A 12,899-nucleotide genomic window follows, 5' to 3' on the forward strand; every position below is an offset into this window, starting at 1 on the left:
TCGAATCCGCCACCCGAGAGATCACCGGTGCCGAAACCACCCAGCAGATCGGTCATCGGTTTGATGAACATGTCCAGGTTCGGTGGCTGCAGCGGTGGCAGTCCCGGCATCGGAGGCGTGGGCGGAATAGCGACGCCGCTGGGCGCTTCTCGACCGACCGTCCCGACGAACTTCAACCTCGGCGAACCCGCCCTCGGTGCATCGACGACCGCCAGGCCCGTGACGGCGCCCGCCGCTATGCCGATGGGTGGCGCACCGATGGGCGGTGCCCCGATGGGTGCCGCCGGTGCGCGCGGCGCGGGCGCCGCGGACGACCAGCATTCGGTACCCGACTATCTCGTCACCGAGGACAACGGCCGTCGCGTGGTCGGTGAGTCGCCTGAGGTCGCTCCAGCCGTCATCGGTCATGAGGAAGCCGCCGAAGCCGATCCCAGCCCGGACATCGAACTGCGACTGGGCGTGCCCGGTCCGAAACGAAACGAGGAAGTATGAGCAACTCGCAACTCCGCGTCGAACCCGCCGAACTGATCTCGGCGGCAAGCGACCTCGACCGGATCGCCGACCGCCTGGAACACGCGCTCACCGCCGCCGGTCGGGCGTTGCCCGTGGCCGCGCAGGGTCGCGATGAGGTCTCGACCGCAGCTGCCGAGAGTTTCACGACGGTAGCCGAGAAGTTCGAAACGGACACGGCGACGGGAGTTCTGGAGATGCGGAAGATCGCCGCCGTACTCCGCGCGCAGGCCGCCGGCTTCATCGAGGGTGATGCCGAGGCGTCGGACGCCTTCCGCGTGGCGTTGTAGGAGAGCGCGAACCCCCTGCATAGCAACATCATTCCGCTCGCACATCCACAACCCGCCGGCATCGAAGGGAGGCGCTCGTGATCGGCTTCACCGGAGTCAACTGGGACACCCGTCCGACCGAACAGCTCGCCGCCGACCTCGGCGCCGGTCCCGGGCCCGCGCCGCTGGCGGAAGCGGGCCTGGCCTGGGCCGCTCTTGCCGCGGAGGTCGGGGAAGCCGGTGTCGAATACGCCGCCGTGCTGGCACGCCTGGGGGCGCATTGGCAGTCCGCCCACACCAGTGCGGCTTTCGAGAAGCTGACCCGGCTGGCCCCGTGGTTCGCCGAAGTCGCGACCGAGGCGGCCGAGAATGCCACACGCGCCGAAGCCCAGGCCGCGGCGATCACGGTCGCGCGGTTGAACATGCCCGACCTCGCCGAGGTCGACGTCGTCGAGAAACTGCACGAGATCGCAACCACCGCCACCGCGGTCGCACCGATCATCGCCGGTGCGGCCGCCCAGGCCGAGCGTGCGGTCGCGCACCAGCGAATGCGGGCTGCCCGTGTGATGCAGACGTACGAGAATGCCACCGAACCTGTTGCCGCGCCGTGGGAATCGGCGAAACCCGCACCGGGGCTCGTGTCCGGTGACGCGCTCGCCGCCGAGCGGGCGGCGGCGGCCCGCGCGGCCGCGCCACCTCCGACCCCGGCGCCGGCCGCGCCTCTGGGTGCGGCGATGCCCGCGGGCATCGGGGGAGTGTTCCTGCCGCCGCCCGAGAAGCTGAAGTACGCACCGACGATCGTCGCGAGCGGACCATCGCAGGTCGCCGCCACGACGTCCGGCGGCGCTCCGGGGGCGTCGGCCCCCGTGACCGGCCCCGGCGTACCGCCGCCGGTGGCCCCGGGTGTCGCCACGGCGGACCGCGGTTCGGTCGTCCGCACCGTCGGCGCCGACGCCGCCGAACTGGACTCGTCCGACCCTCCGCCCTCGGTGGCGACCGAATCCACGGAACAGACGACCTGGGCCGAGCTGGCCACGTCGGATCGTCCTGCTGCGCATTATGTCTCGGCGCCAGACGGGCACGGAATGCCCGACGTCGATCCGCGCTACCTATCGGAGACGCTGATGCTCGGCAACCCGGGTGAACGCCGATGATGCCGATCGTGCACGACGCCGGGATGACGTTCGATGCCGCAGTCCTGTGCCGGCTCGGCGAACGTTTCGGAGTCCAGACCTGGCCGGTCGTCCTCGACCTCGGGAACGTTGCCGCGGAGTCCGACACCGGGAATGACTCCGCCAACGTCACCCAAGCCGACCCCGACGCGGTGATCGCGGCGCTCGAACTCGTCGAGCACGGTGAGCCCACACCGTGGGCGTCGACGGTGCTACGGGTGCTGGCGCAACCGCAGCGCGAGATCGAGATCCGCTCCTACACTGACGACGCGGTTCGCCGAATCTGTGTGGCGCGCAACGGCCACGACCACGTACTCGTGACGCGGACGGGCCGTCGCGTCGACGTCACGGTCGTCGATGTCGCCGACGTCGAGGCCCTCGCCGCGGTCGTGCGGGCTCAGTTCGACGCTCTCGAATCCGCCGCGGAGCCGGCTGAATTCACGGCCTTCTCGGCTCCGTCCGACGAGGTCGTCGACCGGCTCGGCCGTTGTCGGGCCGGCACCGAGACGACCGACGCCCTGCACGCGCTCGGCGCCGCACCGGCCGATGCCGTCGTCGTCTCGGCAGGGTTCGCGTCGTGCCGGACCCGCACCGAGGTCGTCGCCTCGATGAACGAGGACGGACGATTCGCTCAATCTTCTGGAGCTGTCGCGATTTTCGACACCGAACGGGGTCGAATCGTGTCCAGTCCCAGCAAGTCCCCGGACGGTCGGGTGTGGACCACCTTCTCGCCGGGAACGGGTCATCGAATCGCACAGGCGGTCAGCCTGTTGATAGAGACCCTGCCCGACGGGAAATGGATGCCATGATCCGCATCGGGGGATTCCGCGGAACAGACCGCCGCGGGAATCAACTGTCAGGGGTATCTGTGTCACGGATACCAACGGGGGCATCGCCAAACGGTGCCGTTACACAGGAGGAGCACTCATGCTGAACTTGCCCGGAGCAGGCGGCGGCGCCGGCGTCACCGTGAACGTCGCGGACGGACAGGCCACCGCAGCCAAGGTCGGCAGTCTCGTCGAGGACATGAAGGCCGTCATCAACCAGATCGCCCAGCACGCCGGAAACGCCACACCCACGTGGCAGGGCTCGGCCGGTGTCGCGTTCGACGGCACGCACACCGACTGGAACAAGGCCGCGCTGACCATGAACCAACTGCTGGAGCAGATCAAGACCCAGCTCACCAACGGCTTCGCCGGCTACGAGGACCAGGACGCGGCTGCCGCGCGCGGACTCAACACCAGCGTCTGACACCGGTCCGCATCCCGAACCTCACGTTCTGCGAAAGGAACCCACCATGAACGGCTCCATCAATTACGACTTCGCCGCTCTCGGCGATCTCAGCGGCGGCCTCCGGGCTGCCTTCACCCGGCTCGAGGACCTGAACTCGCAGCTCAAGGCGCAGGTCGCCGCCCTTGACGGGAACTGGAACTCCCAGCAGGCCAAGGCCGCCTACGTCGACGCGCAGGGCGCCTTCGATCGGATCTTCACCCAGTCCCGTGACTCGCTGACCGCGCTGGAGCAGGGTGTGAGCAACGCCAGCCGTGTCATGCAGGACACCGACGCAGCGATCGGAACGGGTTTCCGCGGTCTCGTCTGACCGCCGACCGACTCGTAGCCCGACGTCAGGACGGGGACCCACGGCCGTGCGCCGGGGGTCCCCGTTCGCGTTCGGGCGCGCCGTCTGCCAACGCCCGCGGGAGTCCCGCTTCGTGCGATAGCGTCGACGTCTACAGACCTCGCGGCACCCGTACCCCGAGGGCGCAGATCTCGACGAGGAGGTAAGCGGTGGCATCTGCCAAGACCGTCGGAGGTGGTCGGGAGCAGTTCACCCGGAACTCCGGCTTCATCTTCGCCGCAATCGGTTCCGCAGTGGGCCTCGGCAACATCTGGCGCTTCCCGGGCGTCGCGTACGAGAGCGGCGGCGGCGCGTTCCTCATCCCGTATCTGGTCGCCCTGCTGACCGCGGGCATTCCAGTGCTGTTCCTCGACTACGCGGTCGGGCACCGCTTCCGCGGCACCGCACCACTGTCGTTCCGACGCATCAAGAAGCCGGTCGAGGCGCTGGGCTGGTTCCAGACCGGTCTGCTGTTCGTCATCGGCGTCTACTACGCGGCGGTCATCGCCTGGGCCGCCAGCTACTTCTTCTTCTCGTTCAACCAGAGCTGGGGCGACGACCCGGCGACCTTCTTCACCCAGGACTACCTCCAGGTCGGTGATCCGGGTGTCTCGACGACCGTCGTCGGCGGCGTCGCACTGCCCCTGGTCATCGTGTGGCTCGCGGTGCTGGCCGTCCTGGCGCTCGGTGTCGCCAACGGCATCGAGAAGGTCAACATCGTGTTCATCCCGTTGCTGTTCATCGGGTTCACCGGGCTGGTGATCCGGGCAATCACCCTGCCCGGCGCCGCCGACGGGCTCAACGCCCTCTTCACCCCGCAGTGGGCCGCGCTGAAGGACCTCGACGTGTGGATCGCGGCCTACAGCCAGATCTTCTTCTCGTTGTCGATCGCGTTCGGCATCATGATCGCCTATGCGTCGTTCCAGCGACGCCGGGCCAACATGACCAGCTCGGGTCTGGTCGTCGCGTTCGCCAACTCCTCGTTCGAGATCCTCGCCGGCATCGGCGTGTTCTCGGCGCTCGGCTTCCTGGCCTACCAGCAGCAGGTGGCCGTCTCGGATCTCGAGGGTCTGACCGGTCCGATCCTGTCCTTCGTCACGTTCCCGGCCGTCATCTCGGAGATGCCGGGCGCCGCGTTCTTCGGGGCGCTGTTCTTCGGCTCGCTCGTGATCGCGGGCTTCACCTCGCTCATCTCGCTGATGATCGGTGTGTCCGGTGCGCTCCAGGACAAGTGGGGCATCAGCCGCACCAAGGCGGCGGTCGGCGTCTCCGGCATCTGTGGTCTGATCTCGATCGCCCTGTTCTCCACGACCTCGGGCCTGATCGCCCTCGACACGGTGGACATGTTCGCCAACAACGTCGGCGTCGTCGCGTCGGCGATCATGATGACGGTCATCCTCATCTGGGTGCTCCGCCGCGGAGACATGCTGCGCCAGCACCTGAACGCCGTCTCGACGTTCAAGGTCGGCAAGATCTGGCTGGCGCTCGTCGGGGTCGTGGCGCCGATCTTCCTCACGATCATGCTGGTGCAGAAGGTGTGGTCGGTCATCGACGAGGGATACGAGGGATACCCGACGTGGTACCTCGGCGTCTTCGGCTGGGGCACGATCGCGCTGATCGTCGTGGCTGCGGTGCTGCTCACCCTGCCGTCCTGGAAGGGCCGGGATCAACCGGACTTCCTACCGTGGCCACCGCTGGCCGACACCGGCCGCACCTCCGGCCCGTCCACGAAGGAGACCGTCCGATGAGCGGTATCGCCATCGTCATGCTCATCGTGTCGATCACCATCGTGTGGGGTGGGCTCGTCGCGAGCATCGTGTTCCTCCGTCGTCGGCCCGAGGTGGAGGACTTGGCGGAGGATCCGGACCTGGTCCGGGAGGACGCCGACCGCGCGGCCCGGCCCCACCCTTCGCGCGACACCTGAGGCTCGGAGCACCTGCCCCTCGGAACCGCCCGCTCGTTCGGTTAGCCTGGGTCGAACGCATTCGCGCCTGCATCGACGGGCGCCCGACGCGAACGACAAGGGGATCAAGTGACGACCGCTCAGGACGAGCTGAAGGCCGACAGCCGCAACGGAATCGACTACAAGGTGGCCGACCTGTCCCTCGCGGACTTCGGCCGCAAGGAGATCGAGCTCGCCGAGCACGAGATGCCCGGACTCATGGCGCTTCGACGCGAATACGCGGACGTGCTGCCGCTCAAGGGAGCTCGTATCTCCGGCTCGCTGCACATGACCGTGCAGACCGCGGTCCTCATCGAGACCCTCACCGCGCTCGGCGCCGAGGTGCGATGGGCGTCGTGCAACATCTTCTCCACCCAGGATCACGCGGCCGCGGCGATCGTCGTCGGGCCCAACGGCACGCCGGACGAGCCGAAGGGTGTGCCGGTCTTCGCCTGGAAGGGCGAGACCCTGGAGGAGTACTGGTGGGCGGCCGAGGAGATGCTGACCTGGCCCGGTGAACCGGCGAACATGATCCTCGACGACGGCGGGGACGCCACCATGCTGGTGCTCCGCGGTGCCGAGTTCGAGAAGGCCGGCGTGGTCCCGCCCGCGGAGGACGACCACCCCGCCGAGTACAAGGTGTTCCTCGAGCTGCTGCGCAAGCGGTTCGAGACGGACAAGGGCAAGTGGACCGCGATCGCCGAGTCGGTCCAGGGCGTCACCGAGGAGACCACCACCGGTGTGCTGCGGCTGTACCAGTTCGCCGCCGCCGGCGACCTCGCGTTCCCGGCGATCAACGTCAACGACTCGGTCACCAAGTCGAAGTTCGACAACAAGTATGGGACCCGCCACTCGCTGATCGACGGCATCAACCGCGGCACCGATGTCCTCATCGGCGGCAAGAAGGTGCTGATCTGCGGCTACGGCGACGTCGGCAAGGGATGCGCGGAGTCGCTGGCCGGCCAGGGCGCCCGCGTCCAGGTCACCGAGATCGATCCGATCAACGCGCTGCAGGCGCTGATGGACGGCTTCGACGTCGTCACCGTTGAGGACGCGATCGGCAACGCCGACATCGTCATCACCTCGACCGGCAACCTCGGCATCATCACCCTCGAGCACATGCGGGCGATGAAGCACCAGGCGATCCTGGGCAACATCGGCCACTTCGACAACGAGATCGACATGGCCGGCCTCGAGCGGTCGGGTGCCAAGCGCATCACCGTCAAGCCGCAGGTCGACCAGTGGATCTTCGAGAACGGCAAGTCGATCATCGTGCTCTCCGAAGGCCGTCTGCTCAACCTCGGCAACGCGACCGGTCACCCCTCGTTCGTCATGAGCAACAGCTTCTCGAACCAGGTCATCGCGCAGATCGAACTGTGGACGAAGAACGACGAGTACGACAACGAGGTCTACCGCCTGCCCAAGCACCTCGACGAGAAGGTGGCCCGCATCCACGTGGAGGCGCTCGGCGGCAAGCTCACCAAGCTCACCAAGGAGCAGGCCGAGTACATCAACGTCGATGTCGAGGGGCCGTACAAGCCCGAGCACTACCGCTACTGATCGATCGGCATAGAAAAGGAGCCCCACCTCGGTGGGGCTCCTTTTCTATGACCGGGGGTTCGAAAGCCGGGTTCCCGAAGTCAGGTTCCGATGTCGGGTTCGGCGTCGGGGCAGTAGATCCACGAACCCTCCTCCTTGAGGAAGCGCTCGTTCGACTTCTCCGATGCCGTTCTCTCCGTGCCCTTCTCGAGGTGGGACACGACCTCGGACTGGGCGACGTCGCCGTCGAAGACCGTGTCGAGGAAGCCGTCGAGAACGATGTCTCCGCCGTCGGCAGGGGGTACGCCGGTGATCCGGTCTCGGGACTGGGTGCACACCGCGGCGCGCATGCGCGCGACGTCGCGCTCGTTGCGGGCGGTGATGTAGGCGAGCAACGCCGCCCGGATCTCGGAAAGGGCGGTGTAGTCGGTCGATCCCGGCTCCGACCCGCTCTCACTCGGCGACGGGTCGTCGGAGGCGGAGGTCGGGCCCGATGTCGCGCTCGACGAACCGGCGACCACGGTGTCGTCCGACGACGATCTGGTCACCACCACCGTGAGCACCAGGGCTATCACCGCGACGATCGCGACGCCGCCGAGCACCCAGGCGACGATCACCCCGGTGTTGCCACGCGGCGGCGGGCCGGGCGGGCCTCCGAAGCCGGGAGTCCCGGGCGCGGAGGGACCGTACTGTCCCGGGGCGAACGGGGGGCGGCCGTACGGGGCGGGCGGAGGGCCGTATCCCCCCGGGCGATGCGGACCGGGCACTGGTTGCCGACCCGGGCCGTACTGCTGACCGGGACCCTGTTGACCGGGGCCCTGCCTGCCGGGACCCGGCGGGCCCGAACCCTGAGGACCCGGGCCCGGCCGGCCGGGGCCCGGCGGACCGTACGGCGGCGGTCCACCACCTGGTGGCGGTGGCTGATAGGTCATGAAACGCCCTTCAGAATCGGTGGTCCAAGGCTATCGAAAGGGCGCCGCGAGGTCATCGGACGCGTCATTCGGTCGGTGCTGTTCGGTCGGTACGGAGGTCGTCGGCCAGGCCCGCGACATCCTCGCCGTCGAACAGGTACCAGGGCGACATCCAACCGTCCCCCGCGAGTTCGCGGTAGACGGCGTCGACCCGGCGCTGCAGGGCGTCGTCGCGTTCGTAGGCGTCCCGGGCTCGCGCCGCGTCCTGGTCGGCGCGCGACGCCGCACGCTGCATCGCGACCTCCGGTGACACCCCGAGCAGGACATGACGATCGGGGACCGGCATGTCGAATCGGCCGAACTCGAGGTCGACGACCCACCGCACCATCTCACCGCCGGCGCCCTGCTCCAGACGTGCGGCGTTGTAGGCGGCGTTGGACGCGACATAGCGGTCCAGGATCACGATGTCGTGGGCTTCGGTGGCGGCGTGGATGTCCTCGACCGCTCCGGCCCGGTCGAGCGCGAACAGCAGTGCCATCGCGTACACGCTGTCGCGTAGGTCACCGTGCGAACCGTGGAGCGCTTCGGCCGCGATGTCGGCGGTCGCCGACCGGCCGTAGCGGGGGAAGGTGAACGTCGCGACCCGGAGTCCGGCCGCTGACCATCGGTCGATCAGACCGGTGACCAAGGTGTTCTTGCCGGCGCCGTCGAGTCCTTCCACGGCTATCAATTGACCCACGGCGGGGAGTCTAGGTGGTTAAACCAAACGGGTCAGAACGTCCGTCCCGGCGCGTCGATCACCACGGTTTCATCACGGTGATGTCACCATTGACAACATGAAACCCCGCATCCTCGTCGTCGACGACGACGCCGCACTCGCCGAGATGCTGACGATCGTGTTGCGCGGCGAGGGTTTCGAGCCCTTCGTGGTGGGCGACGGCACACAGGCTCTGACTGCGGTCCGGGAGATCCGTCCCGATCTGGTGCTTCTCGACCTCATGCTGCCCGGCATGAACGGCATCGACGTCTGCCGTGTGCTGCGTGCCGATTCAGGTGTGCCCATCGTGATGCTGACGGCGAAGTCCGACACCGTCGATGTGGTGCTGGGCCTGGAATCCGGCGCCGATGACTACATGGTCAAACCGTTCAAGCCGAAGGAGCTGGTCGCCCGGGTGCGTGCGCGCCTGCGCCGGACCGACGAGGAACCGGCCGAGCTGCTGTCGATCGGCCCGGTGGAGATCGACGTGCCCGCCCACAAGGTCACCCGCGATGGCGTGCCGATCTCGCTGACCCCGCTCGAGTTCGACCTGCTCGTCGCGCTCGCGCGCAAGCCCCGTCAGGTGTTCACCCGCGATGTCCTCCTCGAACAGGTGTGGGGATACCGGCACCCGGCGGACACTAGACTCGTCAACGTGCATGTCCAGCGGTTACGCGCCAAGGTCGAAACCGACCCGGAGAATCCCGAGGTCGTCCTGACGGTGAGGGGGGTCGGCTACAAGGCCGGCCCGCCGTGATCGGTCGATCTCGACGACGGGTCAACAGCACTCTCGGACGCTTCACCCGCACCGCCGGCGCTGTCGGACGTGCCTTCGGGCACATCTGGCGGCGCTCGCTGCAGTTGCGGGTCGTGGTGTCCACGTTGGTGCTGTCGGTCGTCGTTCTCCTCATTCTCGGCTTCGTCCTCGTCACCCAGATCACCGACCGGTTGCTCGACGTCAAGCTGGCGGCGGCGACCGAGGAGATCGATCGCGCCCGCATCTCGGTGGAGCGCGATCTGTCGAGCGGCGCGGGCAACATGTCCGTCCAGAACCGTTTGCGTCAGACGCGGTCCCTGCTCACCGACCGGGACGCCGACACCGGGCAGGCGTCGGGTGCCGTCGGTGCCTTTGACACCGTCCTGCTGGTACCGGGCGGCTCCGACAACGGGGTCGCGAGCGGCGTCGGGCCGACGGCCGAGGTGCCGTCGAACCTGCGGGACATGGTCCGCGGCGGTCAGGTGGCATACCAGTACACCCAGGTCCCCGACGGGACGGGGGGTCGGGCGCCGGCGCTGATCGTCGGCAGTCCCACGAACGCCTCGGTGCCCGGCCTCGAGTTGTACCTGGTGTTCCCGCTGACGGCGGAACAGAACACGCTCGACCTCGTCCGCGGCACGCTGCTGACGGGCAGCATCGTGCTGCTCGGTCTGCTGGCCGCGATCGCGTGGCTCGTGTCGCGTCAGGTCGTCATCCCGGTGCGGTCGGCGTCGCGGATCGCGGTGCGGTTCGCCGACGGCCGGCTGAAGGAGCGAATGCCGGTCCGCGGTGAGGACGACATGGCCCGGCTCGCGATGTCCTTCAACGACATGGCCGAGAGCCTGTCCAAGCAGATCACCCATCTCGAGGAGTTCGGCGGACTGCAGCGGCAGTTCACCTCCGACGTCAGCCACGAACTGCGCACACCGCTGACCACCGTGCGGATGGCCTCCGACGTGCTCTACGAGGGCCGCGAGGATCTCGACCCGGTCCGCAAGCGGTCGGTGGAATTGCTGGACAAGGAACTCGACCGCTTCGAGACGTTGCTCAACGAGCTCCTGGAGATCTCGCGTCACGACGCCGGCATGGCCGAACTGGCCGCCGAGCGGATGGACATGGCCATCCCGATCGACGGTGCCCTGGCCACCGTCGGTCACCTCGCCGAGGAGACCGGCACCGAGCTCGTCCTCGATCTCCCGGCCGAACCCGTCCTGGCCGAGATCGATCCGCGTCGCGTCGAACGCATCCTGCGGAACCTGCTCGCCAACGCCATCGATCACGGCGAACGGAAACCGGTGACGCTCACCATGCGTTCGGATGGTGACGCGGTGGCCATCACCGTGCGCGATCAGGGCATCGGACTGCGGCCGGGGGAGGAGAAGCTGGTGTTCAACCGGTTCTGGCGATCCGACCCGTCGCGATTCCGGCGTTCGGGCGGTACCGGCCTCGGCCTGGCCATCAGCATCGAGGACGCCCGCCTGCACCAGGGGCGCCTCGAGGCGTGGGGTGAACCGGGCAAGGGCGCGTGCTTCCGGTTGACGTTGCCGCTCGTGCGCGGGCACAAGGTCCTCGGTTCGCCGCTGCCCCTGAAGTCGGTGGGCACCCTGCAGCGCACATCCGCGCCCAGGACGGGTGGGCGCGCCGCGGGCCCGGGAGCGGGTGCCGAATGATGCGGTCATCCCGGTCCGGCCGCGCCGTCCTGGCGCTGGCGCTCGGCATCGCGGCGCTGCTGCTGGTCACCGCGTGCGGGGCGATCCCCAACGACTCGTCTCCCCAGCCGATCAAATCGTTCGAACGGGAGGGCGCGACCAACGCCGTCCCGGTGCCCCAGGCCGACATGGATCCCGAGGCCCTGGTGCGGGCCTTCCTCAAGTCCACCGTCGATCCCGACTCGGCGCATCGGTCGGCGCGCGCCTTCCTGACCTCGGTCGCCTCGCAGCAGTGGGACGACCGCGGCGACGCGCTGATCGTCGACGAGATCAACACCTTCGTCGACCAACGCAACGAGGACTCGGTGCGGATGCGGCTCATCGGCGACAACGTCGGGACCCTCAAGTCCGACGGTCAGCTGCTGCCGGCCTCGGGACGGGTCGAGACCAGCATCAGCCTCACCCGCTCGGGAGACCAGTGGCGCATCGACGGGCCCCTGCCGAACGGCACGATGATCGACCGGGACCAGTTCGACAGCACCTACCGGCCGGTCTCGCTGTACTACAGCGACCGCACCGGGCGCCGGCTCGTCCCCGACCCGCGCTGGCTCTACGCGGGACAGGCGACCGACCCGACCGTGCTGGTGAACCGGTTGATCGCGGGACCCGCGTCGGACCTCGCGGCGGCAGTGGACAGCGGTTTCCCCAATGGAGCCGCACTGCGGGGTCCGGTCGTCGGCCTCGCCGGCGGCGGCGTACGTGTGGATCTCGACGGCATCGGGAGCGCCCCCGCGCGGGATCGCAACCTGCTGGCGGCGCAGATCATCTGGACGCTCGACGGCGCCGACATATCCGGGCCCTACGTCATCGACGCCGACGGCGCGCCGCTGGCCGCCGAACGCGCCTCCGGATGGCAGACCACCGACGTGCGGGCCTTCGATCCGAACTCTGTGCCCACCACCGATGTCGGGCTCAACATCGTCACGGGCGGCGCGTTGCGAGCGGTGACCGACACCGCGACCGTGCCGGTGCAGGGGCCGCTCGGGTCGGCGCGCGATCTGCGGTCGGCGACCATCTCCGACAACGGGGCGCGGGTGGCCGCGGTCCGGAGTCTGTCCGGACCCGAGCGCAGGCTCGAACTGGTGATCGGCGACTACGGCGGCGACGTCGGACCGATCGTCGGCGGGTCGTCGATCACCCGGCCGTCGTTCGGCTCCGACGAGAACACCGTGTGGGTCGTCGTCGACGGCAAACCGATCCAATGGCAACGCGACGACGACGGCACCGCCACCGTGCCCGTCGAGGCTTCGGCGATCCCGACGGTCGCGCGAGGCGCGATCACCGAGATGCAGGTGGCCCCGGACGGTGTGCGCACCGCACTGGTGGTCGGCGGACAGATCGTCTTCGCGGTGCTGTCGACCAACACCGAGGGCCAGGTCTCGCTGACCAGCCCGCGGATCGCGGCCTACAACATCGGCAACCGCGCGGTCTCGGTGGACTGGGCGTCGCCGACGACGCTGATGATCGCGCGCGAGGCACCCGAGTCGCCGGTCGTGCAACTGTCGATCGACGGCACCCCGGCGGTTGGCCTGCTGAGCGGCAACGTGTCACCGCCGGTGCGGGCGGTGGTCGCCAACGCCTCGACGATCTACGTGGGCGATCAGCGCGGTGTGCTGCGACTCGGCAGCAGCAACGGCCAACCCGACCAGTACTGGACCGAGGTCGAGCCGGCGATGATCGAGGGCGCGATCCCGGTCCTGCCCTGAAATCCGAGC

General features: G+C 68.6%; 13 protein-coding genes and 1 pseudogene. 12 read left to right on the top strand and 2 right to left on the bottom strand.

Annotated elements, in window-relative coordinates:
* Positions 1-81: 81 nt before the first annotated feature.
* The 9 genes and pseudogenes from FFS52_RS19400 to ahcY all read left to right on the top strand — a co-directional run.
* A pseudogene (locus FFS52_RS19400) lies at positions 82-492 on the top strand (hypothetical protein); the annotation flags it as partial.
* Positions 489-800, top strand: a complete 312-nt coding sequence (locus FFS52_RS19405; RefSeq protein WP_137810653.1) for a PE family protein — start codon at positions 489-491, stop codon at positions 798-800. The pseudogene FFS52_RS19400 and the gene FFS52_RS19405, both read left to right, overlap by 4 nt.
* 77 nt (positions 801-877) lie before the next feature.
* Positions 878-1,933, top strand: a complete 1,056-nt coding sequence (locus FFS52_RS19410; RefSeq protein WP_058251952.1) for a PPE domain-containing protein — start codon at positions 878-880, stop codon at positions 1,931-1,933.
* The gene (locus FFS52_RS19415; protein ID WP_058251951.1) at positions 1,930-2,760 is read left to right on the top strand and encodes an ESX secretion-associated protein EspG; all 831 of its coding nucleotides are present in this window, start codon (positions 1,930-1,932) and stop codon (positions 2,758-2,760) included. The genes FFS52_RS19410 and FFS52_RS19415 overlap by 4 nt, the downstream gene beginning before the upstream one ends.
* Before the next feature lie 118 nt (positions 2,761-2,878).
* Positions 2,879-3,202 carry a WXG100 family type VII secretion target gene (locus FFS52_RS19420; protein WP_014927790.1) on the top strand — a complete coding sequence of 108 codons (324 nt, stop codon included), beginning with the start codon at positions 2,879-2,881 and terminating at the stop codon, positions 3,200-3,202.
* A 46-nt stretch (positions 3,203-3,248) separates the two neighbouring features.
* A complete protein-coding gene (locus FFS52_RS19425) occupies positions 3,249-3,551 on the top strand; it encodes a WXG100 family type VII secretion target (RefSeq protein ID WP_058251950.1) in 303 nt (100 codons plus the stop codon).
* Positions 3,552-3,739: 188 nt separating this feature from the next.
* Complete coding sequence (locus tag FFS52_RS19430) at positions 3,740-5,317, top strand: sodium-dependent transporter (protein WP_137810654.1); 1,578 nt, start codon at positions 3,740-3,742, stop codon at positions 5,315-5,317.
* Positions 5,314-5,493: a methionine/alanine import family NSS transporter small subunit gene (locus FFS52_RS19435; protein WP_058251948.1), complete on the top strand. Its 180-nt coding sequence runs from the start codon at positions 5,314-5,316 to the stop codon at positions 5,491-5,493. Before FFS52_RS19430 ends, FFS52_RS19435 begins: the two co-directional genes overlap by 4 nt.
* A gap of 108 nt (positions 5,494-5,601) precedes the next feature.
* Positions 5,602-7,071 carry an adenosylhomocysteinase gene (gene ahcY, locus FFS52_RS19440; protein WP_058251947.1) on the top strand — a complete coding sequence of 490 codons (1,470 nt, stop codon included), beginning with the start codon at positions 5,602-5,604 and terminating at the stop codon, positions 7,069-7,071.
* An 80-nt stretch (positions 7,072-7,151) separates the two neighbouring features.
* On the opposite strand, the gene FFS52_RS23940 is transcribed toward ahcY, so the two are convergent.
* Together FFS52_RS23940 and FFS52_RS19450 are read right to left on the bottom strand one after the other, a co-directional pair.
* A complete protein-coding gene (locus FFS52_RS23940) occupies positions 7,152-7,667 on the bottom strand; it encodes a hypothetical protein (RefSeq protein ID WP_137811466.1) in 516 nt (171 codons plus the stop codon).
* A gap of 379 nt (positions 7,668-8,046) precedes the next feature.
* Complete coding sequence (locus FFS52_RS19450; protein ID WP_137810656.1) at positions 8,047-8,700, bottom strand: dTMP kinase; 654 nt, start codon at positions 8,698-8,700, stop codon at positions 8,047-8,049.
* Between the two features lie 88 nt (positions 8,701-8,788).
* Between FFS52_RS19450 and mtrA the strand changes: the two genes are divergently transcribed.
* The 3 genes from mtrA to lpqB are packed head-to-tail and all read left to right on the top strand — an operon-like array spanning position 8,789 to position 12,890.
* A complete protein-coding gene (gene mtrA / locus FFS52_RS19455) occupies positions 8,789-9,475 on the top strand; it encodes an MtrAB system response regulator MtrA (RefSeq protein WP_091344371.1) in 687 nt (228 codons plus the stop codon).
* On the top strand, positions 9,472-11,145 hold the full coding sequence (gene mtrB, locus FFS52_RS19460; protein ID WP_058251944.1) for an MtrAB system histidine kinase MtrB: 1,674 nt from the start codon (positions 9,472-9,474) through the stop codon (positions 11,143-11,145). The genes mtrA and mtrB overlap by 4 nt, the downstream gene beginning before the upstream one ends.
* Complete coding sequence (lpqB, locus tag FFS52_RS19465) at positions 11,142-12,890, top strand: MtrAB system accessory lipoprotein LpqB (RefSeq protein ID WP_137810657.1); 1,749 nt, start codon at positions 11,142-11,144, stop codon at positions 12,888-12,890. Before mtrB ends, lpqB begins: the two co-directional genes overlap by 4 nt.
* Positions 12,891-12,899 lie beyond the last annotated feature (9 nt).

Source organism: Gordonia sp. ALPHA1B1 (assembly GCF_005502615.1).
Taxonomy (GTDB): domain Bacteria; phylum Actinomycetota; class Actinomycetes; order Mycobacteriales; family Mycobacteriaceae; genus Gordonia; species Gordonia hongkongensis.

Coding starts and splice junctions, on each gene's coding strand:
- FFS52_RS19435 (WP_058251948.1), top strand. CDS start 5,314: ATGAGCGGTATCGCCATCGTCATGCTCATCGTGTCGATCACCATCGTG.
- lpqB (WP_137810657.1), top strand. CDS start 11,142: ATGATGCGGTCATCCCGGTCCGGCCGCGCCGTCCTGGCGCTGGCGCTC.
- FFS52_RS19405 (WP_137810653.1), top strand. CDS start 489: ATGAGCAACTCGCAACTCCGCGTCGAACCCGCCGAACTGATCTCGGCG.
- FFS52_RS19420 (WP_014927790.1), top strand. CDS start 2,879: ATGCTGAACTTGCCCGGAGCAGGCGGCGGCGCCGGCGTCACCGTGAAC.
- FFS52_RS19425 (WP_058251950.1), top strand. CDS start 3,249: ATGAACGGCTCCATCAATTACGACTTCGCCGCTCTCGGCGATCTCAGC.
- FFS52_RS19415 (WP_058251951.1), top strand. CDS start 1,930: ATGATGCCGATCGTGCACGACGCCGGGATGACGTTCGATGCCGCAGTC.